The sequence below is a fragment of the Vibrio sp. 10N.286.49.B3 genome, assembly GCF_002873395.1.
In the GTDB taxonomy this organism is placed as follows: domain Bacteria; phylum Pseudomonadota; class Gammaproteobacteria; order Enterobacterales; family Vibrionaceae; genus Vibrio.
Window position 1 is genome coordinate 26,899 of sequence record NZ_MCUV01000006.1, and the last position, 21,394, is coordinate 48,292.

22 protein-coding genes and 1 pseudogene are annotated in these 21,394 nt (G+C 42.2%); 11 read left to right on the forward strand and 12 right to left on the reverse strand.

Annotated elements, in window-relative coordinates; genetic code table 11:
* The first annotated feature begins 154 nt into the window (after positions 1 to 154).
* A complete protein-coding gene (locus BCU68_RS04350) occupies positions 155 to 487 on the forward strand; it encodes a DUF2500 domain-containing protein (RefSeq protein WP_102563581.1) in 333 nt (110 codons plus the stop codon).
* A 9-nt stretch (positions 488 to 496) separates the two neighbouring features.
* On the opposite strand, the gene BCU68_RS04355 is transcribed toward BCU68_RS04350, so the two are convergent.
* From BCU68_RS04355 to BCU68_RS04375, 5 genes are all read right to left on the reverse strand, one after another.
* Complete coding sequence (locus tag BCU68_RS04355) at positions 497 to 1,522, reverse strand: acyltransferase (RefSeq protein ID WP_102563582.1); 1,026 nt, start codon at positions 1,520 to 1,522, stop codon at positions 497 to 499.
* Between the two features lie 164 nt (positions 1,523 to 1,686).
* Entirely contained in the window at positions 1,687 to 2,898 is a 1,212-nt protein-coding gene (gene arsJ / locus BCU68_RS04360; RefSeq protein WP_102563583.1) for an organoarsenical effux MFS transporter ArsJ, read from the reverse strand.
* A gap of 150 nt (positions 2,899 to 3,048) precedes the next feature.
* Entirely contained in the window at positions 3,049 to 3,549 is a 501-nt protein-coding gene (locus BCU68_RS04365; protein WP_102563584.1) for a cyclin-dependent kinase inhibitor 3 family protein, read from the reverse strand.
* A gap of 15 nt (positions 3,550 to 3,564) precedes the next feature.
* The gene (locus BCU68_RS04370; protein ID WP_102563585.1) at positions 3,565 to 4,569 is read right to left on the reverse strand and encodes an ArsJ-associated glyceraldehyde-3-phosphate dehydrogenase; all 1,005 of its coding nucleotides are present in this window, start codon (positions 4,567 to 4,569) and stop codon (positions 3,565 to 3,567) included.
* A 32-nt stretch (positions 4,570 to 4,601) separates the two neighbouring features.
* Entirely contained in the window at positions 4,602 to 4,934 is a 333-nt protein-coding gene (locus BCU68_RS04375; protein ID WP_102563586.1) for a metalloregulator ArsR/SmtB family transcription factor, read from the reverse strand.
* A gap of 208 nt (positions 4,935 to 5,142) precedes the next feature.
* Between BCU68_RS04375 and BCU68_RS04380 the strand changes: the two genes are divergently transcribed.
* From BCU68_RS04380 to BCU68_RS04395, 4 genes are all read left to right on the forward strand, one after another.
* A complete protein-coding gene (locus tag BCU68_RS04380) occupies positions 5,143 to 6,123 on the forward strand; it encodes an alpha/beta fold hydrolase (RefSeq protein ID WP_102563587.1) in 981 nt (326 codons plus the stop codon).
* A 178-nt stretch (positions 6,124 to 6,301) separates the two neighbouring features.
* Positions 6,302 to 7,129: a Cof-type HAD-IIB family hydrolase gene (locus BCU68_RS04385; RefSeq protein WP_102563588.1), complete on the forward strand. Its 828-nt coding sequence runs from the start codon at positions 6,302 to 6,304 to the stop codon at positions 7,127 to 7,129.
* Between the two features lies 1 nt (position 7,130).
* A complete protein-coding gene (locus BCU68_RS04390) occupies positions 7,131 to 7,901 on the forward strand; it encodes a hypothetical protein (protein WP_102563589.1) in 771 nt (256 codons plus the stop codon).
* A 5-nt stretch (positions 7,902 to 7,906) separates the two neighbouring features.
* Entirely contained in the window at positions 7,907 to 8,533 is a 627-nt protein-coding gene (locus BCU68_RS04395; protein WP_102563590.1) for a tRNA-uridine aminocarboxypropyltransferase, read from the forward strand.
* Here the strand turns inward: BCU68_RS04395 and yigB are convergent.
* The 6 genes and pseudogenes from yigB to BCU68_RS04425 form a co-directional block, all read right to left on the reverse strand.
* On the reverse strand, positions 8,516 to 9,232 hold the full coding sequence (yigB, locus tag BCU68_RS04400; RefSeq protein ID WP_102563591.1) for a 5-amino-6-(5-phospho-D-ribitylamino)uracil phosphatase YigB: 717 nt from the start codon (positions 9,230 to 9,232) through the stop codon (positions 8,516 to 8,518). The genes BCU68_RS04395 and yigB overlap by 18 nt on opposite strands.
* Before the next feature lie 12 nt (positions 9,233 to 9,244).
* On the reverse strand, positions 9,245 to 10,174 hold the full coding sequence (xerC, locus tag BCU68_RS04405; RefSeq protein WP_102563592.1) for a tyrosine recombinase XerC: 930 nt from the start codon (positions 10,172 to 10,174) through the stop codon (positions 9,245 to 9,247).
* Positions 10,146 to 10,850: a DUF484 family protein gene (locus tag BCU68_RS04410; RefSeq protein WP_102563593.1), complete on the reverse strand. Its 705-nt coding sequence runs from the start codon at positions 10,848 to 10,850 to the stop codon at positions 10,146 to 10,148. The genes xerC and BCU68_RS04410 overlap by 29 nt, the downstream gene beginning before the upstream one ends.
* A gap of 81 nt (positions 10,851 to 10,931) precedes the next feature.
* Positions 10,932 to 11,762, reverse strand: a complete 831-nt coding sequence (gene dapF / locus BCU68_RS04415; protein ID WP_102563594.1) for a diaminopimelate epimerase — start codon at positions 11,760 to 11,762, stop codon at positions 10,932 to 10,934.
* Positions 11,763 to 11,772: 10 nt separating this feature from the next.
* A complete protein-coding gene (gene lysA / locus BCU68_RS04420; RefSeq protein WP_102563595.1) occupies positions 11,773 to 13,026 on the reverse strand; it encodes a diaminopimelate decarboxylase in 1,254 nt (417 codons plus the stop codon).
* Positions 13,027 to 13,056: 30 nt separating this feature from the next.
* Positions 13,057 to 13,268: pseudogene (locus tag BCU68_RS04425) on the reverse strand (lipoprotein).
* Here BCU68_RS04425 and cyaY point away from each other — a divergent pair.
* Positions 13,248 to 13,562 (forward strand): iron donor protein CyaY, encoded by a 315-nt coding sequence (gene cyaY, locus BCU68_RS04430; protein ID WP_102563596.1) that lies wholly within the window; start codon positions 13,248 to 13,250, stop codon positions 13,560 to 13,562. The pseudogene BCU68_RS04425 and the gene cyaY sit on opposite strands and share 21 nt — an antisense overlap.
* A gap of 66 nt (positions 13,563 to 13,628) precedes the next feature.
* On the opposite strand, the gene BCU68_RS04435 is transcribed toward cyaY, so the two are convergent.
* Entirely contained in the window at positions 13,629 to 16,157 is a 2,529-nt protein-coding gene (locus tag BCU68_RS04435) for a class I adenylate cyclase (protein ID WP_102563597.1), read from the reverse strand.
* Between the two features lie 348 nt (positions 16,158 to 16,505).
* Between BCU68_RS04435 and hemC the strand changes: the two genes are divergently transcribed.
* The 5 genes from hemC to BCU68_RS04460 all read left to right on the forward strand — a co-directional run bounded on the left by hemC (position 16,506) and on the right by BCU68_RS04460 (position 21,324).
* Positions 16,506 to 17,444, forward strand: a complete 939-nt coding sequence (gene hemC, locus BCU68_RS04440; RefSeq protein WP_102563598.1) for a hydroxymethylbilane synthase — start codon at positions 16,506 to 16,508, stop codon at positions 17,442 to 17,444.
* A gap of 2 nt (positions 17,445 to 17,446) precedes the next feature.
* On the forward strand, positions 17,447 to 18,175 hold the full coding sequence (locus BCU68_RS04445) for a uroporphyrinogen-III synthase (protein ID WP_102563599.1): 729 nt from the start codon (positions 17,447 to 17,449) through the stop codon (positions 18,173 to 18,175).
* 18 nt (positions 18,176 to 18,193) lie between these two features.
* On the forward strand, positions 18,194 to 19,438 hold the full coding sequence (locus tag BCU68_RS04450; protein ID WP_102563600.1) for a uroporphyrinogen-III C-methyltransferase: 1,245 nt from the start codon (positions 18,194 to 18,196) through the stop codon (positions 19,436 to 19,438).
* Complete coding sequence (locus BCU68_RS04455) at positions 19,438 to 20,619, forward strand: heme biosynthesis HemY N-terminal domain-containing protein (protein WP_102563601.1); 1,182 nt, start codon at positions 19,438 to 19,440, stop codon at positions 20,617 to 20,619. Before BCU68_RS04450 ends, BCU68_RS04455 begins: the two co-directional genes overlap by 1 nt.
* Positions 20,620 to 20,838: 219 nt before the next feature.
* Positions 20,839 to 21,324: a VOC family protein gene (locus tag BCU68_RS04460; protein WP_102563602.1), complete on the forward strand. Its 486-nt coding sequence runs from the start codon at positions 20,839 to 20,841 to the stop codon at positions 21,322 to 21,324.
* The last annotated feature ends 70 nt before the right edge of the window (positions 21,325 to 21,394 follow it).

Below are 21,394 nucleotides of genomic sequence, written 5' to 3' on the forward strand. Positions count from 1 at the left end.
TAACTCTATGTATCCGAATTTACTCTTAATTTTTGTGAGCATAAGCAAGAATTCACACTCATCATATTATACTGATCACGTTTCACATTAATAATTCAGACAACGACAGGGTAAGTTATTTATATAGTACACAATCTTTTATTTGGAGCTTGTTATGCCTATTTCACTTATCTTGTCTTTATTGATACTCGTGATCCTTTCTGGTTGGACTTTTCAGCGCTTTTATCGCAAGCATATGCAAGGAGAAGATGCGCCAAAGCAGGATGTTAAAGTAACAATTTTAGATAAACAATCCATTGCGATTGAAGAGGCTAAAGTTGGCGAAGAAGAGGAAGAATATTGGATTTATGTACAAAAGGGACGATTCGGTCCAAAGCGAGAATTTCAGATTGGTATCCACTATTTTCACGCTTTGAACCCTGGAGATAAAGGAACCCTCACCTATCAAGGCAATAAGTTCCTCCATTTTGCACTGCTACGAGAGTAACACCTTCCATTAAGGCAATAGCCAACGTGTTTTAGCCGAGCGAGAAAACAACCAACTCAAACCAAGTGCACCTGCCCCACTAAGAACAACCCAAGTAGGGATAACCCAAAGCGGATGTCCCTCGTACCATCCCCACTCTTTCATCGGCCATAAAAAAATAGGGTGTAAGATATAAATACCTAAGCTGTGCTGACTAATAAAGCCAACGATCTTATTGGTGGATGCAGATAGCCCTTCCCCCACATAACGACACAACATAAACACCATACTAGCAGCAATAACGGTATTTAACGTTTTATAAGATAACCAACGACCTACCGAATATTTATCCGCTTCAAGACTGATTTGCACCACCATCACAACGGTCAATAATAATGCCAACGCGCCTAATGAAGTGATTATCGCTAACGTTATTTTGTTCAGCGGCACCTTTTTGTACAACAGGTAACCCAAAGGTAAATAACCACTATAAAGCCATAATTGATGACTCCACGGACCATCAATATGAAATAAAAACAGTCCTGTCGTGAATAACCAAAGAGCCGTAAAGGCATACACTGCGATATCATCACTTTTCCTCACCATTATTTGAAAGAAAGGGATCACAAAATACAGCGGGATAAAGTAGTAAAAAAAGCCAAGGTGATAATAGGTACTATGGTGGTAACTCTCCGCTAGCACAGACCAAGCTTGCAGAGAATCAAACAGCACTCTGCCATCCGATACCGACCAACCCGATAGGTAAGCATAAAAGAGAGACCAAATAATAAAAGGGACAAGCACTTTGCCTAAACGACGCTGTAAATAATATTTCGCATCAAAAGGACGAGTATCACTGAGCATTAACGCGCCAGAAATCAAAATAAAAACAGGCACCGCCCAGCGACTAACACCATTAAAGCTAATCGCAGTTAACCACTCCCCAAAAGGAATAGTACCTAACTCATGCCGATATGGCGCTAACACGTGAATAATGATCACAGCAATCGCAGCGACACAGCGCAATAAATCAAAAAATAAAACTCGTTGCCTCATACATTCTTTTCCTTAAGTCGAGCAATCAAAAGACTATAACAATATACAGGCAATAAAAAAGCCGACCATGCGTAAACAAGGTCAGCTTTATGTCATAAGCAAACTCAACACGTTGATAAACCGCTAAGGTATACCTATTGGTTTAAAAATAGACATCGATGATATTATTCAGCGGTTAACTTCGGCAGTTTTAATGAAATGAGTGTGGTTAATAAAAGAAAAGCAAATGAAACCCACAAACAAGCGGCTAAACCAGCCACCTGAAATACCCAACCAGATAAAATAGTACCAATTAAGCGTCCCATCGCATTCGCCATATAATAAAAGCCAACATCCATAGAAACGCCATCACCTTTAGCGTAACTGACAATCAGGTATGAGTGTAACGAGGAATTAACCGCAAACACTGCGCCAAAGATCATCAAACCAATGACAATTAACCACTGAGGGTGCCACTCTATTTGTACACCGTAAGCAATACCACCTGTCACTAGTGTCAGTAATGCCGACCAAACAAAAGCGGCATGGCCATCTGGCAAACGACCTTGAGCCTTGCCGGTAATTTTAGGAGCGAACCCTTGCACAACGCCATACGCAACGATCCAACAAGCTAAAAAGCTACCAACCCAAATATGATCCCAACCAAATACACTGCCTAAATAAATCGGTAGTGCAACAACGAACCATACATCACGAGCACCAAATAAAAATAATCTCGCCGCAGAAAGAATATTAATCGGACCAGATTTAGAAAATATTTGTGAGAATTTAGGCTTAGATTTCGCTTTGCCCATGTCGTTATCGAGCCAAGTAAGGCTACCAATTAGTACTAGACTCAACACTGCAGCCATCAATAAAACAGAATATTGGAAGCCGATCAAAGTAAGTAACAAGCCACCAAGGAAGAAGCCCGCCCCTTTCAACGCATTTTTTGACCCGGTCAGTATGGCAATCCATTGATATAAAGCACCTTGCTGCTCATCGGGTACTAACGTTTTAATCGCACTCTTAGCACTCATTTTATTCAAATCTTTGGCGATACCAGAGAGAGCCTGAGCAGCCATGACCCATGGAATCGTTAACCAAGCACCAGGAAAAGCAAGCATCAATAGCGCAATGATCTGCATCGATAAACCAATGTTCATGGTTCGGTTTAAACCTAGCCGAGCCCCCAGCCAACCACCGATGAGATTCGTTACCACACCAAAAAACTCATAGAATAAAAACAACGATGCGATGGCTAATGTTCCATAACCAAGTTGGTGGAAATACAGTACCACCAGCATTCTTAATGCTCCATCCGTAAGCGTAAAATTCCAATAGTTAAATGTCACTAACATGTACTGCTTAACACTGGAACTCAATGTAGAAAACATAGCTAAACCCCAACAAAACAACAATTAAAACCAATTAAAAACATGAAGATAGATACAAAAAAGCATTTAGAACATCATGAACTAAATGCTTTAGGTACATCGTAGTAAAAAAGCTTTTAGATCATGATGTTCCAAAAGCTAAAATCGCTATTATTTCTGTGCGATTTTATTTAAATACTCAACCTGGACTGGCTTAGTAAAAGCACCTGGACGTAATGCTTTTACCTCTTCAATAATGCGCGAAGTTTCCCAATCACACTCAAGAAGAAGATGAGCAGCAAGCAAACCTGTACGACCAGAGCCACCCATACAGTGCATCGCAACTTTGCCACCTTGCTCTAAAACAGCATGCAGTTGTGGACTCGTTTTTTGCCAAAGCTCAGCAAAGTTTGCATCTGGCGCTTGATCATCTTCAATCACTAAATGGTGCCACTGCATGCCCAGCGCTTGAATGTCATCGCCTAAAGTCGTTACTGATTTCTCTTGCATCTCTTCGTGGCTAATCGCTGTCACTACGGCTTCAACACCTTGCGCTTTTAATTGCTGCAGTGAAGCTAATAAGTCGAGACCTTTTGTGCCAGGGCAAGGAGTGAAAATAAGTGCCGATTGCGTTTCATTATTTAAATCTAATTGCCAAGTTGGATGTGTCATTATTTATTCCTATAATTATTTTTCTAAGCCAACGCGACGAACCAATTCAGCCGTACGTGTTGCGTAACCCATTTCGTTATCATACCAAGCGTAGATTTTTACCATACGTGGACCAACAAGCATGGTTGATAGAGCATCAACAATCGTTGAACGCTGATCGCCACGGTAATCAATCGACACTAATGGACGCGCTTCAAAGCCTAAAATACCCTTTAGTTCGCCTTCAGACGCTTCTTTTAATAATGCATTCACTTCTTCTACGCTGGTATCACGCTTAACATTAAAAATAATATCCGTCAGCGAGGCATTAGCTAGGGGTACACGAACCGCGTGACCATTAATTTTATCTTTCAACTCTGGGAAAATTTCTACAATCGCCGTTGCGCTGCCCGTTGTCGTTGGAATTAAGCTCATTCCACAAGCACGAGCACGACGTAAATCTTTATGGGGTGCATCTAAAATCGTTTGAGTATTGGTTAAATCATGAATCGTCGTAAAGGCAGCATTGTCGATGCCCAATTTTTCATGGATAACTTTCACGATAGGGGCTAGACAGTTAGTCGTACATGATGCTGCTGTCACAATGCGGTGTTCACTTGGGTTAAACAGTTCATCATTAACACCCACAACAATATTCGCCACACCGGCTTCTTTTACTGGTGCTGAAACCACAACACGCTTCACGCCTTGGTCTAAATATTTATTAAGTAGAGCAACTTTACGGTGAACGCCCGTTGCTTCAATCACGACATCACAGCCAGACCAATCAACCGCATCGATATCGCGCTCTTGAGTAGCCTGAATTTTTTTACCATCAACAATAATGGTATTACCTTCTGCGGTTACCGCATGGTGCCAACGGCCCTGCACTGAATCAAACTCCAGCAGGTGAGCTAATGTAGCGGCATTGCCTGCAGCATCATTAATTTGTACAAATTCAACTTCAGGCCAATCAAATGACGCTCTTAATGCAAGACGACCAATACGGCCAAATCCGTTAATTCCAACTTTAATTGTCATGTCTTTTTCTCTTTCATTGAATTGTTTAAAATTTAGCAGCCACTTTGGCACGCATTGCTTAATCTATTGGTATCTTTTTGATATTGTTTCTTTAAACAGTTTGAATCTTTTAATCCGCTGATAATCTTTGTCATCCAGCCAGGTAAATCACTCGCTATTTGGTAATAAACCCACTGACCACGCCTTTCATCTACTAATACTCCTGATTGGCGTAATTGAGCAAGATGACGAGAAATTTTAGGCTGACTCTCTTCCATAGCTTCAGTCAACTCACAAACACATAAATCTCCTTCACGTGCTAAAAGTAATAAACAGCGCAATCGTGTTTCATCGGAAAGTAGCTTAAAAAATTGATGGGGTAACATACCAAACACCTTATATATGCATATGCGTATATCTTAGCTATAAGATAAAAAACGTCAAGCAGGCGCACTACAATGTCATAAAAACTTCATATAGTGTCCATGAGTTAACCGCTTAAGCCGTTATTGTTTTTAGTGTTAGCATTCTAATTGGCAATCTTGTTCGTCTGATTTACTCTATCTGCTTATCGATGGCAGTAAGGCAGCAGTAATGACTTCAAATCAAAGTGTAGATCAGCAACGTGAACCTCAATTCATTGGTTGTATGGAAAATGAGATCAACGAACTATGGCAGCGTCGTCATGATGGGTTCATCACTGGAGTGGACAAAAAGAAGCTATATTGGTGCAAATTAACCTCTGAACAGCACAATAAAGCGATTGTTATCGTCAATGGTCGCGTGGAAACCAGCTGGAAATACCAAGAACTGTTTTATGATCTTTTCCAGCAAGGCTTTGATATTTATTCATATGATCATCGTGGACAAGGAAGATCAGACAGGATCGATACTGATATGGGTCATGTCGAGGAATTTGATGATTATGTACAAGATCTGACGACACTCATTGAACATTTCGACCTAAGCCATTATCAGCAGCGCTTTATTATCGGTCATTCAATGGGAGGAGCTACGGCAACTCGCTACGTTCAAACTCAGCCACATAACTTCGATGCTATCGCTGTGTCTGCCCCTATGTATGGCATTCAACTCGATTGGTATTTACGTCCTATCGTTGGATCGGTTTGTCACTTCTTAACTAAGTTGCACCGTAAACCGACCTATGCCCCAACCTCAAAAGCCTATTACATCAAACCGTTTGAAAATAACCCCCTAACCCACAGTCATGTGCGCTATCAATGGTTTCGTGATCTGTATGAACAACACCCTGAATTTAAAATTGGTGGTCCAAGTTGCCGCTGGGTATGGCAGAGTACGTTAGCCATCAAACAGTGCTTACAGCAAACTCACCAAATAAAAATTCCTCTACTATTAATGCAGGCTGCTGAAGATGTCATTGTCAGCAATGATGATCAAAATACGTTTTTTGCTCAACTTGCCAAAACCAACCCTGATTCTCATAAGGTTTCTATTCCCGCAGCAAGGCATGAGATCTTTTTTGAGCAAGATAACGCGCGCAATTTAGCACTCAAAACCGTCAATGATTTTTTTGCCGCTTGCTCATCGAAATAAAAACCACTGTCATGTAAATGGATAAAACAGGAATTACACTTATTTTTAAGCTCGGAGAAATAGAGGAAAAACCAAAGGATGATGTTTACCCTCTTTTTCTCACGCGATTTCTCTTAATATGAGAGGAACAATAGGTGTACTTTCACGCTGATCACGGACTCACACTGGAGAACGCTGTATGACTTCATCAACTAAGAACCATCCCTTTTCTATCGTCGCATCCGACCTTGATGGTACTTTGCTATCACCTAACCATTTGTTGAGTGATTTTAGTAAGCAGACACTAAAAGCATTACACGATAAAGGCTTTACCTTCATCTTTGCCACTGGCAGACACCATATTGATGTCAGTGGTATCCGAGACACCGTGGGAATTCCTGCCTACATGATCACCTCCAATGGTGCTCGAGTGCATGACACAAATAACCAGTTGATGTTTAGCGAAAATATTCCTCCTCATCTGATTCAATCCATTGTAGAAATTGGGGCTCAAGATCCTGATATTTATATTCATATCTACCAAGATGATCTATGGCTACTTAATCAACAAGATATGAACCTTAAGAAATTCCATGCTGAAAGTGGCTTTACTTATCAAGTTTTTGATACGCAAAATCCACCCACCACAGGCATTGCGAAGATTTTCTTTTCACACCCAAGTAAGAACCATGAATACTTGGTCACCTTTGAAGATAAGCTAAAAGCAACGTTTGGTGACACCTTAAATATCGCTTTTTCGACGCCTTGGTGTTTAGAGGTGATGGCAGCGGATGTATCAAAAGGAAACGCACTCCAAGCGGTTGCTGAATCTTTACAGTTAACGCTCGATAATTGCATTGCTTTTGGTGATGGGATGAATGATGTTGAACTATTATCAATGGCAGGAAAAGGGCTAGTCATGGCGACCTCTCACCCTAAGGTCATGGCAGCTTTACCAAATCATGAAGTGATAGGATCAAATGCTGATGATGCTGTCGCGCACTACTTAATGGAGCATATCCTATAATATGAAACGCTTTACTCTACCCATAGCAATGGTGACTTTACTCGGGTTACAAGCTTGCTCTACGACTTCAACCACCACGTATGAAGCTGAAAGTGTGGTGAGCCTAGAGCCATCGAGCCACATTAAAGCTCCGACTTTCATCATGCGCGGTACTTCCGTAATTGGAACACAAGCTCGCACGTTAACCCCATGTGGCAGTAATCAAGCTTTCTTCTTGGAGTTAACCCCAGAGCAAATCCAACACGCAATGACCCTCTCTCAACGTCCTAATCAAACACTTTACACAGAAGTGAGTGGTTACTTATCGACACCAAGCCAAACTGGGTATGATGCCGATTATCGCGCTAAATTTGTCGTCGAGAGTATCAATACATTAAGCGCTGATGAGTCCAAGCACTGCACTACAGTACCGAGCCAAGCGTTCAATCAAGCATGGACTGGAGAGTATCAAGCTCAATCAACACAATCATTTGGATTTAGCATTAATCTGACGCTCAATCCTGATCATAGTGCCGTCACTGAATACCATTACGCGAACCCAGCGGAAAACACCGTAGAAAGAGGCTATTGGCAAGCGCTCAATCATGACCAAGTACAAGTTGTGATGACCCGCCACCAGCAGCAATACTTAGTTGCAGAGCGCATCTTTACTCGTGAAGGTAACCAACTGAACGCAGATAAGGAAAAAGTCGGTAATGTGGTTTACCCTATTGCAAATGGAGGGTTAACCTTGTTCCCTACCACAACAGATAACATAGAAGCGACAGAGTAATTACTATGCCTGCACCTTGTCCAAACTGCGGATTTGTACATCAATGTATTTGTGCGAGTGTACCGATCTTAACCAGTCCGATACACCTTGCACTATTGATGCATGAAAATGAAGTTTCACGTGAAACCAATACCGGCAAACTACTGCAACAAACTTTAACCAACTGCACCCAACATATTTGGCAACGCAAGACACCACCGAGCGAACTGATCAAGTTGATCAATAGCCCGGATTACCATGCGATGATCCTTTTTCCTAGCGAAGAGAGTCAGCTAATCTCCACCGTCAGCACATCAGAGACAGTGGATAAGCCAATTCCTTTATTTATTATTTTGGATGCGACGTGGCAAGAAGCGAAAAAGATGATTCGACGCAGTGCGTGGCTACAAGCATTACCTCACGTGCATTTTGAAACAGAGCAAACTTCGCGCTACTCATTGCGCCGCAATCAACATCAAGGTCATTTATGCACTTGTGAGGTGGGCGCAGAATTATTAAAACAGACAGGAAGTGACCAAGAAGCGGATAAACTCATGGCTTACTTTGAGCATTACCTAGCGGTGTATCAAGCGGATCGTTGTGGTCATGTAGCTCCCACGACAACGTTGCCCCCACTACAACAAAGTCAGTAACTCATCGAGCTGATTAATTTCAATATCCGGTAAAGAGCGAACCTGAGGATGCGAAGATAAAGAGAGTGGACCATCGTTAAACCAACAGCTTTGAAAACCACTCGCTACCGCACCTTGCACATCAGAAATAACATGATCGCCAACATGCAAAATATGCTGTGCAGGTTGCTGTAATATCTTCTGTGCTTGGTGAAAAAGATCGCCATGAGGTTTCGCTTTACCATCTGGACCAGCACGTAAGACACGCGTAAAGTACGACTCAAGTCCTATCGCCTGTACATCAACATTGCCATTGGTAATCGCCACTAATGGAAATTTCTGGGCTAATTGCGATAAAACCTGATGAGTTAATTCTGGCACTTCAACTTGATTGCGCCACCAAAGCGCATGTGCCATCCCATCATTCGCTGCCTGTATCGCTGCTGTTTGCGTATAACCTAACAAAAATAAACCGTGCACAATTTGCGTATGACGCCAGCGAGAAACATCATGATATAAGCGCGGATCTTCCTTCGCTACATCGCACTTTATCTGGTGCCATTGCTCAAGAGTCAGCTTTTGCGAGTCAGGGTGATGAGTATGCAGCCATACCACCATCTTTTGCTCGACACGCTCAATGACAGGATGATTATCATAAAGTGTATCATCAAGATCAAAGGTCATGGCATAAATGGCTTGAGTACGGCGGTATCGTTGCATGGTGACTCCCTACTAATCGCTTTTCTTTTTACGCGCTCTCGGATGCGCTTGATCGTATGCTTGAGCTAAATGTTGAAAATCCAAATGTGTATAGATTTGCGTGGTCGAAATATTTTCATGACCTAATAACTCTTGTACAGCACGTAAGTTATTACTTGATTCTAGAACATGAGTCGCAAATGAGTGACGTAATTTATGCGGGCTAATATGACTGGCTACCGCTTGTTTTTGTCCCCACTCCGCCATTCTTTTTTGCACACTGCGATGCGAAATACGCGTACCAAGTTTAGACACAAATAACGCGGTCTCACCACTGTTGGCAAACTGACTACGTACTTTAAGCCACTTACCTACCCACTCTTTCGCTTGACCAGAAAAAGGCGCTTTACGTTCCTTATCACCTTTACCAATGACTCGGATTTCACCTTGGCTGCCTTTGACATCTTTGACATTAATATCAACCATTTCCGCCAAACGTAACCCAGCACCATACATCACTTCCATCATGGCACGGTCGCGTACTGCTAGCGGATCATCATCATCCATATCCAGCAGCTGATCCATTTCATCCACATCGATATTCTTTGGCAACGGTCGCTGCTTACGCGGCGCACTGACACCACGAGCAGGGTTGGCACTCAGCTCACCACGTAAAATTAGAAAGTCAAAGAAGCTACGTAAAGAAGATAACCGAGTCGATAAACTGCTCGCCTTCATTCCTTCACGCATTCCCTTACTTGCCAATTGTCTCACCCAACCAGCATCAACCTGCTGCCAGCTATTCACTCCCATACTCGCAAGGTGACCTGCCATAGTATCAAGCTGCTGACGATAATTACGCTGTGTGTGTAGGCTCAAACCTTTCTCACTGCGTAAGTACTCATAAAAGCGATCGAGTGATTTTTGTAATGCCTTAGGCAGAGGTGGATTGGATACAGTCATGAGTCACACTCGATTGCCAAGGTAAGGTTTCTGCCAGGTGAGCAACCACCAGCGCCAGATGACGTAAAAATAAGGTATCCATATTCGGTTGGAAATGCCCCCCATCTTCACTAGAAAAAGCTAAAAAGCCTAGCAGCGTTTGTTGCATCAAAGGCATCACGACATAAGATCCCATTTCAGGTGCATACTGCTCACCCATCAGAGATTCACGATCCACTTTACGTAAGCGACCTAAATAAGCAGATTTACCATTTAAGTGATTGGTAGAGAAGCGCTTCCATCCATCACCTGGTAAAGCTATTGCGTCATCATCATGATCAAGTAAGCGAATATAAGCACACAGCCCTAACTCACTTGCCATAGACTCTATTGCCATCACTACAGCCGAAAAGCTGCTGCACTTTAACACCTGCTCTTGCAGATCCATGAACTCGTAGAACGTTTTATCGTTATTCGCCGCAAGTGACATTAATGTGGTTATTTCTTCTTCTAACTCTTCGATTCTTTGGCGCTGCCTGCGCAATTGAACTTCAACTAAAGAAACGGCACCTTGCTGATGGTTAGGCAAAGCGAGTCTATCAACAAGATCTCGACGAGATAAGAAAAAATCGGGGTGGTCGCGTAGGTATCCAGCAACCACTTCAGCTGTCATGCTGTCAGCTTCAATAAGAGACAAAATCAATCCTTTACTATAAATAATATAATGGGTTCACCGTATTAATGCGCTAATACGGTGAAAATAGGCACTCTCGTTTTGTTAACAAGAAAGTTGCCCATCAAAAACATGCGTCGCTGGTCCTGCCATAAACAGAGGTTTACCCGGACCTTGCCAGCTAATTTGTAAGTTACCACCAGGTAAGTGAACTGTTACATTTTCAGCCAATAAGCCCTGCACGATGCCAACCGCAACCGCACCGCACGCGCCACTGCCACATGCATTCGTTTCACCAGCACCACGCTCATAAACGCGCAGTTTAATTTCATCACGGCTCACTACCTGCATGAAGCCGGCATTAACACGCTCTGGGAAACGTTCGTGTGACTCCAGTGCTGGACCTATTTTATCGACATCAGTGTTATCAACATCATCAACCACGGTGACAACATGAGGGTTACCCATGCTCACTGCTCCACAAAACAGGGTGTGATCTTCCGTGCGTAAGATGTAGGTTTTTTCCGTCTGCTTAGCTTTAAATGGGATCTTATTTGGCTCAAACTCTGGCACACCCATGTTAACGGTAATCTGGTCATCCTCTTCTATTTTAAGGATCATTTTACCTTTCTTGGTGCTAACACTAATACTGTATTTATTGGTTAAACCTTTCATGCGTACAAAGCGAGCAAAACAACGAGCACCATTACCACACTGCTCAACCTCACTACCATCGGCATTAAAAATGCGGTAATGAAAGTCTGTTTCTGGATCATAAGGGGCTTCAACAACCAGCAACTGATCGAAACCAACACCTGTATGACGATTTGCCAAACGACGAATTAAATCGGGTGAAAAAAAGATGTTTTGAGTAATACAGTCAACGACCATAAAATCATTACCCAATCCATGCATTTTAGAAAAGTGGAAATGCATAATGCCTCAATTACTCCGGTAGTATATTTTCAAGCGCCCATAAACTGGTGAGCTCTTCACGCTGACGGACAAGGTGCATCTGATCGCCATCAACCATCACTTCAGCAACACGTGTTCTTGAGTTGTAATTTGATGACATCGTAAAGCCGTACGCACCAGCAGAACGAACCGCCAATAAATCACCCTCTTCTAGAACCAAAGCGCGATCTTTACCAAGGAAATCACCCGTTTCACAGATTGGTCCAACCAAGTCGTATGTCACTGCCTCACCCTCACGAGGTTTAACAGGAACAATATCCTGCCAAGCTTGGTAGAGTGCTGGGCGCATTAAGTCATTCATTGCAGCGTCAATGATCGCAAAATTTTTATGCTCTGTTGGCTTTAAGAACTCAACTTTCGTTAAAAGCATACCGGCATTCGCAGCAATTGCTCGACCAGGTTCAAAAATCAGCTCTAACTCGCAATGATTACTTAAACGCGACATCAGCGCTTTCGCATATTCAGATGGCTGAGGCGGTAATTCATCACGGTAAACAACCCCTAAACCACCACCAACATCAAGGTGCTTAATGGTAATCCCATCGGCAACAAGTTGATCAATCAATGCTAGTAAGCGATCTGTCGCATCAATAAATGGCGCTAAGTCTGTGAGTTGAGAACCAATGTGGCAATCAATCCCTTGAATATCTAAGTTCGGTAGGCTGTTAGCGAATCGATAAACATCGGGTGCGCGGTCGAATGCGATACCAAATTTATTATCACGCAAGCCTGTTGAGATATAAGGGTGAGTGTTAGCATCGACATCTGGATTAATTCGTAGTGAAATTGGCGCTTTAACACCCATCTCGCCTGCCACTTTATTTAATCGCTCAAGCTCTGGCTCTGATTCAACATTAAAGCACTTAATATTCAGTTCAAGCGCACGCTTCATCTCTGCTTCTGTTTTGCCTACGCCAGAGAAAACCACTTTAGCTGGGTTACCACCGGCAGCAACAACACGCTCAAGCTCACCAACCGAAACAATATCAAAGCCAGAACCTAATCGAGCTAAAACATTTAAAACCCCTAAATTAGAGTTTGCTTTTACGGCATAGCAGACTAGATGCGGATGATCTCCAACCGATTGATCAAACGCGTTCCAATGGCGTTCAAGAGTGGCACGTGAATAGACATAAAGTGGCGTTCCGTGCTGCTGAGCAAGCTCTGACATTGCGACATTTTCAGCCCAAAGCTGGCCATCGTCCTGATAGTTGAAGTAATCCAAATTTTTATCCCTTATAAAATACGATGCGAATTATTGTGCTTGTTCACTTGGTTGTGGTTTATCTGGCAGATAGAGATCTCCAGTCTGACCACAGCCAGATAGAAACAATACTGATACTATAATAAGTGCTACGAATGATTTTTTCATTTTGCATATCGTGATTATTGAGTCAATGCCCTCTATAATCGCACCACACTCAAGAAAAGCAATAGGATAGAAGGATGAACGATACTGAATTTCATCAACTAGTTGATACTCAGATGCAAATCATCGAAGAAGCGATTGATGATTCAGGTGCAGATATTGATTATGAAGTGATGGGCAATGTTATGACGCTTGAGTTTGAGAACCGAACTCAGATTATTATTAACCGCCAAGAGCCAATGCATGAGATCTGGCTAGCGTCTAAATCTGGCGGCTTTCACTTTAAATTGATTGATGAGCAATGGATCTGTTCAAAAACAGGGATTGAGCTTTTTGCGATGGTCAAACAGGAATGTGAAAAGCAAGCTGATGAAAAGATTGAGTGGGTATAACTCGCTTATCGACTGCAAGGATAAAAGAGCAAGGTGCGGATAACCTCTCCTAACTCTTTTTTCCTTTTAAGCGCCAACTACACCAGGTCGTTTTGAGTAGAGACTTGAATCATTACGATAAGGAATAACATAAACGCCACCCTCTTCAGGCGTCACCACTTGATAATATTGTGGCAGATTAAAGTTGATAATTTTTGAAGTCACTTGGCTCTTATCAATCACCGATGTGTAGAACGAATTCACACTCGCGATCATTTCATCTTTTGTACCACTGTATTTATGGTACACCTCGACCTGATTCGACTCGTCAAGTACATAGATATTGAAACCGTCTGCCGTATCTTCAAAAAAGAATTGAATCAAACCTTCACTCGCGAAACTATCCACTACATCAGGCAGTTGATATTCCTTATCGCGATCAAGCATCAGTAGTGGTGAACCATGTAACTTACTGGTTGAGATACTGCGATAGAAGTCGACCGAGTTTTCTAACTTCTGCACTGACACACCACGACGCTCAAAGAACAAGCCATACATTTGGTTTGCCAGACGAATAGCTTTAAAGCGACGACGTTTCTCTTGTTCAATCGGCTTTAAACGCAAATCGATGCATTCTGCTAGTAGTTGATAGACAATATTACGCATCACACCACGGAAGTTTTTGCTGTAACAGAAAACATCAACCGATTCAGGTGGCAACGCATCTTGATGCATCTTACCAAGTACCGTTTTTAATGCATCGAGCATTGCTGTCTCGCCTTTAAAATGCAACGTGCGCACTTCATGCCAAGAGTTTCGATACACTAAATCAACACTACCAATCAAACTACGACCTTCGGGTCCATAGCTAAAAATATCTAAGTTTTTCATATCAACTTTTAATGACTTACCCACCAAGTCACGGGTTGGATCGCTTTCAAAGTTAATAAACATTGCCAGTTGGCTTATTTCACAAGGACTCGCCAGTGCCTGCATTGTCGGACGACGCTTGTTGAGCGAGAAAGTATTACGTAAGTCACTCACCATCTGGTAAAACTTATCAATATCAATATGTGCGCTACGTACCACGGACTGTAAACGCGTCGACTCAGTAATTAAGCCATTAAAAAACGACCATGCGACCAATTTACTGAGATATTCATTATGCTCTAGTGGCGAGCGCCCAATGATTTCACTCGCAACTAAAGGCTGCTTATACAGATACCAACCCGACTTATTTACTCGCCCTTCCGGTACTTCTATAAACGTTAAATCGGACTCATGAAGATCAGGTGAAATCTGCGGATTAAGTAAAGTCACTTTACCCGGCAATACCTCAAACGCGGCATAGAGCTTACGAGCTAAAATGCTAATATCTTGTGGGCTAATAGCGGAGGTAATATCGTTACGACGAGCAAATTGAATTAGGTTACGATAACTCAACATCAATGCATCCAACAAAGCATGATGCACCTCTTGTACTTGTTCAACCTTCCAGTGACGTCGATTATCTAACTCTTCAATCACTTCAGGTTGCCAATCCCACTCTTTAATCATCTCGGTTAACGCTTCACGTCGCCAAGCAACTGATCCTGCTCCTGGTGTACGAGAGAGTTTTTCATGAGTTTTGAGATAGAAACAGCGGCGCACTAAATCAAGACGAGTATGATCATTAATACGCTTTAAATAACGGGTTACCTTTTCAAGCATCAGGTAGTAAGCGTCCATCCCATACATATCACCTTGCTGAGAAAAAAAGCGACGCTTAGTGTCTAAACTCAGTAGTTGTGTATGTGGGTACTCCCACGAATAAGCTTCCAACAAGATAGCTTTTAATACCGACTTGTAAGGTGAATCGATGCTTTTATACAGCTGCCACAGATTAGAACCAAAATACTCTTCTGCAGGAATACTGTGCAATTTACCAAAATCGATCCAATCTTCTCGCTGTAGGCACTCTCTTTGGCATAACTCATCGACATAATCGTCATAGCACTCTTCCATTTCTGGTGGTACGAGTTGCCACAATAGACGCTGACCTGCCATTCTTACTGCTGAGCGATAAAACTCATCCAACAATAAAAGGTGTTGAGAAGAGCCACAATTATCACCGGTCATCTCTTCGGAGTGATTGGTTCTAAAGCGCTCGGAATCCATTAAGAAAAAGTTGGCTTCTACCCCCTGAGTTTTCGCCCAGTCGGTAATAAGAAGGCACTTATTGCTCAAATTTGCACGCTCATCGAGCGGCATACTTGTTGGTACGCACACCCAAATATCCAAATCACTGGAAGTACTTTGACCAATAGAAGATGTACTTCCCATGGTATAAAGACCTAAAATATTCGGAGTTTCAAGCGAGCTTAATTTATGCCCTGCAATTTTTTGGATATCACTTAAGAATCGAGATTGTACGCTATTAAACTCAATATCTTTGATTCCATAAGGAACTGTTTTATCGTAAAAACCAGGAATCAGAGGATGGTCGAAATGCAATAATACAGGAATAAGATGAAAAACCCTCTGACTTTGAACATCCATTAGCGCTAGTGCGCGATCGATGCGCTGCTGGTTAAGGCTATCTAGTCGCTGAATTAAAGTCTGAGTATAAACCTGCAAGAGCGTTTCCTTGGATTATGTATGGGGACGCGTGTTGTCTACATTTCGTTCTTTTGGACGTGTAAAACGTGATCAATTTAACATTTTTCTTAGGATTGGTAAAGAATTAGCCCCCGCTAACGAAAGGTTGATAAATGAGATCGGTCACCCAAAAATTTGCCGAGAGTAGTGTCGCTTGAATAGGTAAATCTAACAACCATCACAAGTTCAAATGAGATGTTAATCACATAATTTTAAACCACTAATAAACTTAATACTTAAAAAAAATCAAACGAGCGGAACTAACAGTAAGATTTTTATTCTCAGAGTGATAGGATGAAAGCATCATAGATAAATATTAGGGTTCCTATGGCACACTCATCACCAATCAGAATTGCAACACGTAAAAGTCCACTCGCTCTCTGGCAAGCCTATTATGTAAGAGATGCTTTACAAGCTGCTCATCCTGGCTTAGAAGTCGAATTAGTAACGATGGTTACCAAAGGTGACATCATTCTGGATACGCCTCTTGCCAAAGTGGGTGGTAAAGGGCTTTTTGTCAAAGAGCTTGAAGTTGCCATGCTTGAAGGGCGAGCTGATTTAGCGGTTCACTCTATGAAAGATGTGCCTGTTGATTTCCCAGAAGGTCTTGGCTTAGTCACTATTTGCCAACGTGAAGATCCTCGTGACGCTTTCGTCTCCAACACTTACAAAACGATCGCTGAACTACCTCAAGGCGCCGTTGTTGGCACTTGCAGTTTACGCCGTCAATGCCAATTAAAAGAGCAGCGCCCAGATCTTATTATTAAAGACCTGCGCGGCAATGTTGGTACTCGACTCGGTAAACTTGATGCCGGGAACTACGATGCCATTGTTCTTGCTGCGGCAGGGTTAAAACGCTTGGAGCTAGAAGATAGAATTGCTAGCTTTATTGAGCCAGAAGAATCACTGCCAGCGGTAGGTCAAGGCGCCGTTGGAATCGAATGCCGTCTCGATGACGAACGCTTAATTAAGCTTTTAGAGCCTCTTAACCACACCGATACCGCTGATCGAGTCACTTGTGAGCGTGCAATGAACCTAACACTTGAAGGTGGTTGTCAGGTTCCAATTGGCAGTTACTCCCTGTTAGAAAGTGACAACATTTGGCTACGAGCATTGGTTGGCGAGCCTGATGGGTCACAAATTATTCGCGGTGAAATTCGTGGACACCGTCAAGATGCAGAACAACTCGGTGTGCAACTTGGTCAGCAATTGCTTAATGATGGTGCTCGTGAAATCTTAACTAAGCTTTATAGCGAACACGATTAACAATGGCAGTGTTAGTAACGCGACCTGATCAGCAGGGGCTAACACTTTGCCAGCAATTAGCGGATATCGGGGTTTCAGCCCTGCACTGTCCGCTGATTCGTATTGTCGAAAACCCCGCAGTAAGCCACCTTTTCAAGCAACTTCACGATGCTGATATTGTTATCGCAGTCAGTCAGCACGCCGTTTCCTTTGCCGAAAAAAAACGGAAAGAAAAACATAGTAAATGGCCCAAAGGGATCATTTACCTTGCCGTCGGTCAAAAAACTGCGCACTCTTTGAGCAAATACTGTCAACTAAACGTAAACTATCCTTTAATTAGTGATAGTGAGCATCTACTAAAACTCGCTGAATTATCAAACATTACCGACAAACATATCCTAATCTTAAGAGGGAATGGTGGTCGTGAATTACTTAAAGAAACATTAACCCAGCGAGGTGCCTACGTTGAATACAGTGAAGTTTACCAACGTGAGCTGATTCCTTTGCCTGATGGCGATATTTTCCTCTTCTGGCAAGAGCAAAATATTGAGAAAATAGTAGTAACAAGCAGTGAGCAATTGAATCATTTAATAAGCCAAACGCCTAAGTGTCATCTCACTTGGTTGTTGCAACGACACTTATTGGTTCCAAGCCAACGTATTTTACAAGACGCTACACTGATAGGTTTTATCCATGTAACGAATGTGGGTAGCGCTTCTAACATCGATTTACTGGCTGCTCTCCAGCCATAGCTAAAACAGGACTTAAGCATGACAAGTAAAAAGAATAACGATCATATTGAACCTGAAGATAAAAAAGAATCGACCTCAGTCGCCGATACAAAGGCGTCACCAACAGAGGTAGAAAAGGAATCGACGGCAACCAAGCCAGAAAGTCGTAAACCAGAGCGTAATAAAGAAAAACTATCTGATAAAAAAACAACGGCAAAAACAGCGCAAGAACCTACTCCAGCACTTGAGGAAAAACAGGGTAAGCGTGGCGTGAAGCTAGGCACCGTGGCTATCATTTTAGCGATTTTATTTGGTGGTGGCCTCAGCTACAAAATGGAAAAAGATAGAGCAGAATACAAAGAACAAATCAGTGCTCTGCAACAGCAACTCCAACAGACTCAAACTAATCTCTCAAGTGAACTAAAAAGCACTCAAGCGGAGACAATCAGTAAAGCGAATACAGCCAGCGAAAGAGCTCAAGTTGAAATACAACAGCAGCAAGAAAGCATTACCAGTTTACAAAATGCCATTACTGATCTAAAAGGTCGCCGTCCTAACGATTGGCTACTAGCAGAAGCAGACTACCTAGTGAAATTAGCCGGTCGTAAATTGTTCTTAGAGCAAGACGTCGTTTCAGCAACCAAGCTAATGGAAGGTGCAGATCAAAGAATTGCATCACTTAACGATCCAAGCTTGGTTTCATTGCGTCAATTAATGGCCAACGATATAACAAAACTCAGAACGGTACCTTTAATTGATCGTGATGGACTGGTTTTACGCCTTACGAGCCTACAACAACAGGTTGATAGGCTACCGTTAGCTAACGCGATTTTGCCTGATGCTGTCAAAGAAGAGAAAAAGGTGGTTTCGCAAGACATTAATGATTGGCAAGATAACCTCAAGGCTTCCTTACAAAGCTTTTCAGAGCAATTTATTACTTTCAGAAGTCGTGATGGCAACGTGATCCCACTGCTTTCGCCTGAACAAGATTTCTATTTAAAAGAAAACATTAAAGGAAAAATTGAAACGGCGATCCGCGCAACCTACAGCGAACAAGGCGAAGTCTACACAACCGCTCTCAATGTTGCGCGTGAATGGTCTGAATCATTCCTAAACCAAGACGATAATGCTGTAAAAGAGTTCAATAAAGCACTAACACAACTCGCTCAACAGAAAATTGAAGTCTCTTATCCAGTAAAACTAGAATCACAGCATTCACTTGAGGATGTAATATCAGAGCGTTTACGTCGCTCAGTAACAACGATTAATTCGGAGGAAGAGTAATGATTCGTCTGATTTTTCTTTTTATTGTCTTAGGTGCTGGCTTATTCGCTGGTAGCCAATTCTCTGGACAGCAAGGTTATGCTCTTATCTCGATCGCTGATAAAACGATAGAAATGAGCGTCACAACATTAGTCTTATTGATCGGGGTATTACTCGCCGCTCTCTTTGGTCTCGAGTATTTAATTAAAAAAGCATTATACGCTAGCTCAAGCACTTGGAACTGGTTTAGCCTGCGTAAACTAAAACGTTCACGACGCCTAACGAATGAAGGGGTCATCAAGTTAATCGAAGGGGATTGGAAAGGCGCAGAGAAAAAAGTGACTCGCTGGGCTAACCACCATGATATGCCTTTACTGTGCTACTTAATTGCTTCTGAAGCAGCACAAGGCTCTGGTAATATGGCTAGCCGTGATCGCTATCTTGCTCTTGCCAGCGAACAAGAAAACTCACACCTTGCTGTTGAGTTAACCCGTGCCAAGCAGCTTATTCGTGAGGAGTCTTACTCTTTAGCTTTAGATACATTAAAAGATCTAAGAAAGAGCTATCCAAATAATACCCTGATTATCAATCTGCTCAGAACAACCTATTTGCAATTAAAGTTGTGGCAGCCATTGCTTGATTTGCTCCCTAGCCTACAAAAGCATAAACAAATTGATCAGGCTGAATTTGATGCTTTATCGCAACAAGCACAGTGTGGGATATTAAATGATGTTGCTGAGCAGCAAGGTAGCAGCGGTTTAATTAGCCATTGGGATGGTCTACCACGTAAAGTTAAGCAAGATACACATCTTAAGCACTGCTTCATTAAACAGTTAATTGTTCGTAAAGCCGATAATGAAGCGTATACCATGATCAAAGAAAGCTTAAAGAAATCACCTTCCGATGATCTTTATGCGCTTCTACCAAGCCTAAACTTAGCCGATTACCACCCAGCGGTTACCCTATTAAAAGATGCGGTTGCTAAAAATGCAGATAATGCCGAAGCGCATAGTGCCTTAGCCCAACTTTATATGCGTGATGAGAAGTGGCAAGAAGCACAGCAACACTTCGAGGCTTCATTAGGGGTTCGTTCAAGTGTCTCTGACTATGCACATTTAGCCAATACATTAGAGCAGCAAAACTTAACTCAAGCCGCTCATGATGTATCGCGTAAAGCATTAGCTCTGGTTGAAAGTAAGTAAGCGATCTAAAATTACTAAGTTAAACATTTGAATAGTTATATATTTACGACTATTCGTATAAAGAACCGGTGCATTGTCACCGGTTTTTTTATGCCTAGATAAAATAATATTATCAATGTAATAACTATTGATAATTTTTTATACGGTCATCATTCACCTATACTTCTCCACATCGAAACGAAAGACGACACTAATTACATAGATTATTTGGAGCAGATTATGAAAATGAATCACGTAGGCATCATGGTTGGCGATATGGACAAAGCCGTTGAATTTTACACTAAAGCTCTAGGGCTTGACATTGTTATGGGCAACACCAAGGTCACTGAAGAGCGCGAAACTGCCATTGGTCGTATGTGTATTGCCGTATTCGGTGAAGGCTTTAAAGGCTTTAACATTGCTCACTTGTTGACTAAAGATGGCATTGGATTTGAGCTGTTTGAAATGAAAGAGCGTCAAGAGCGCCACGAAGTCGATTTCTCTCGCATTGGCATCTTCCACTTCTGTCTACAAACTGATGATTTTGAAGCAACAATTGCAAACGTTGAAAAGTTTGGCGGTAAAGCGCGCATGGATATCATGCGTTACCACCCAGAAGACGATAGCAAGCTTGCACAAATGATCTACATGGAAGACCCGTTTGGTAACCTATTTGAGCTTTACTCGCACACTTATGAAGAGACTTACTCTTCTGACTACGAGTAAATTAAGCCAGAAATGAATAAAGCAGGATTAGCATTTTACTAATCCTGCTTTTTTTTATCTGGTGTTTATA

Coding starts and splice junctions, on each gene's coding strand:
- BCU68_RS04385 (WP_102563588.1), top strand. CDS start 6,302: ATGACTTCATCAACTAAGAACCATCCCTTTTCTATCGTCGCATCCGAC.
- BCU68_RS04395 (WP_102563590.1), top strand. CDS start 7,907: ATGCCTGCACCTTGTCCAAACTGCGGATTTGTACATCAATGTATTTGT.
- BCU68_RS04365 (WP_102563584.1), bottom strand. CDS start 3,549: ATGACACATCCAACTTGGCAATTAGATTTAAATAATGAAACGCAATCG.
- BCU68_RS04355 (WP_102563582.1), bottom strand. CDS start 1,522: ATGAGGCAACGAGTTTTATTTTTTGATTTATTGCGCTGTGTCGCTGCG.
- arsJ (WP_102563583.1), bottom strand. CDS start 2,898: ATGTTTTCTACATTGAGTTCCAGTGTTAAGCAGTACATGTTAGTGACA.
- xerC (WP_102563592.1), bottom strand. CDS start 10,174: ATGACTGTATCCAATCCACCTCTGCCTAAGGCATTACAAAAATCACTC.
- BCU68_RS04375 (WP_102563586.1), bottom strand. CDS start 4,934: ATGTTACCCCATCAATTTTTTAAGCTACTTTCCGATGAAACACGATTG.
- BCU68_RS04450 (WP_102563600.1), top strand. CDS start 18,194: ATGACAAGTAAAAAGAATAACGATCATATTGAACCTGAAGATAAAAAA.
- BCU68_RS04455 (WP_102563601.1), top strand. CDS start 19,438: ATGATTCGTCTGATTTTTCTTTTTATTGTCTTAGGTGCTGGCTTATTC.
- BCU68_RS04370 (WP_102563585.1), bottom strand. CDS start 4,569: ATGACAATTAAAGTTGGAATTAACGGATTTGGCCGTATTGGTCGTCTT.
- BCU68_RS04445 (WP_102563599.1), top strand. CDS start 17,447: ATGGCAGTGTTAGTAACGCGACCTGATCAGCAGGGGCTAACACTTTGC.
- BCU68_RS04380 (WP_102563587.1), top strand. CDS start 5,143: ATGACTTCAAATCAAAGTGTAGATCAGCAACGTGAACCTCAATTCATT.
- BCU68_RS04350 (WP_102563581.1), top strand. CDS start 155: ATGCCTATTTCACTTATCTTGTCTTTATTGATACTCGTGATCCTTTCT.
- BCU68_RS04390 (WP_102563589.1), top strand. CDS start 7,131: ATGAAACGCTTTACTCTACCCATAGCAATGGTGACTTTACTCGGGTTA.
- hemC (WP_102563598.1), top strand. CDS start 16,506: ATGGCACACTCATCACCAATCAGAATTGCAACACGTAAAAGTCCACTC.
- dapF (WP_102563594.1), bottom strand. CDS start 11,762: ATGCATTTCCACTTTTCTAAAATGCATGGATTGGGTAATGATTTTATG.
- BCU68_RS04460 (WP_102563602.1), top strand. CDS start 20,839: ATGAAAATGAATCACGTAGGCATCATGGTTGGCGATATGGACAAAGCC.
- cyaY (WP_102563596.1), top strand. CDS start 13,248: ATGAACGATACTGAATTTCATCAACTAGTTGATACTCAGATGCAAATC.
- yigB (WP_102563591.1), bottom strand. CDS start 9,232: ATGCAACGATACCGCCGTACTCAAGCCATTTATGCCATGACCTTTGAT.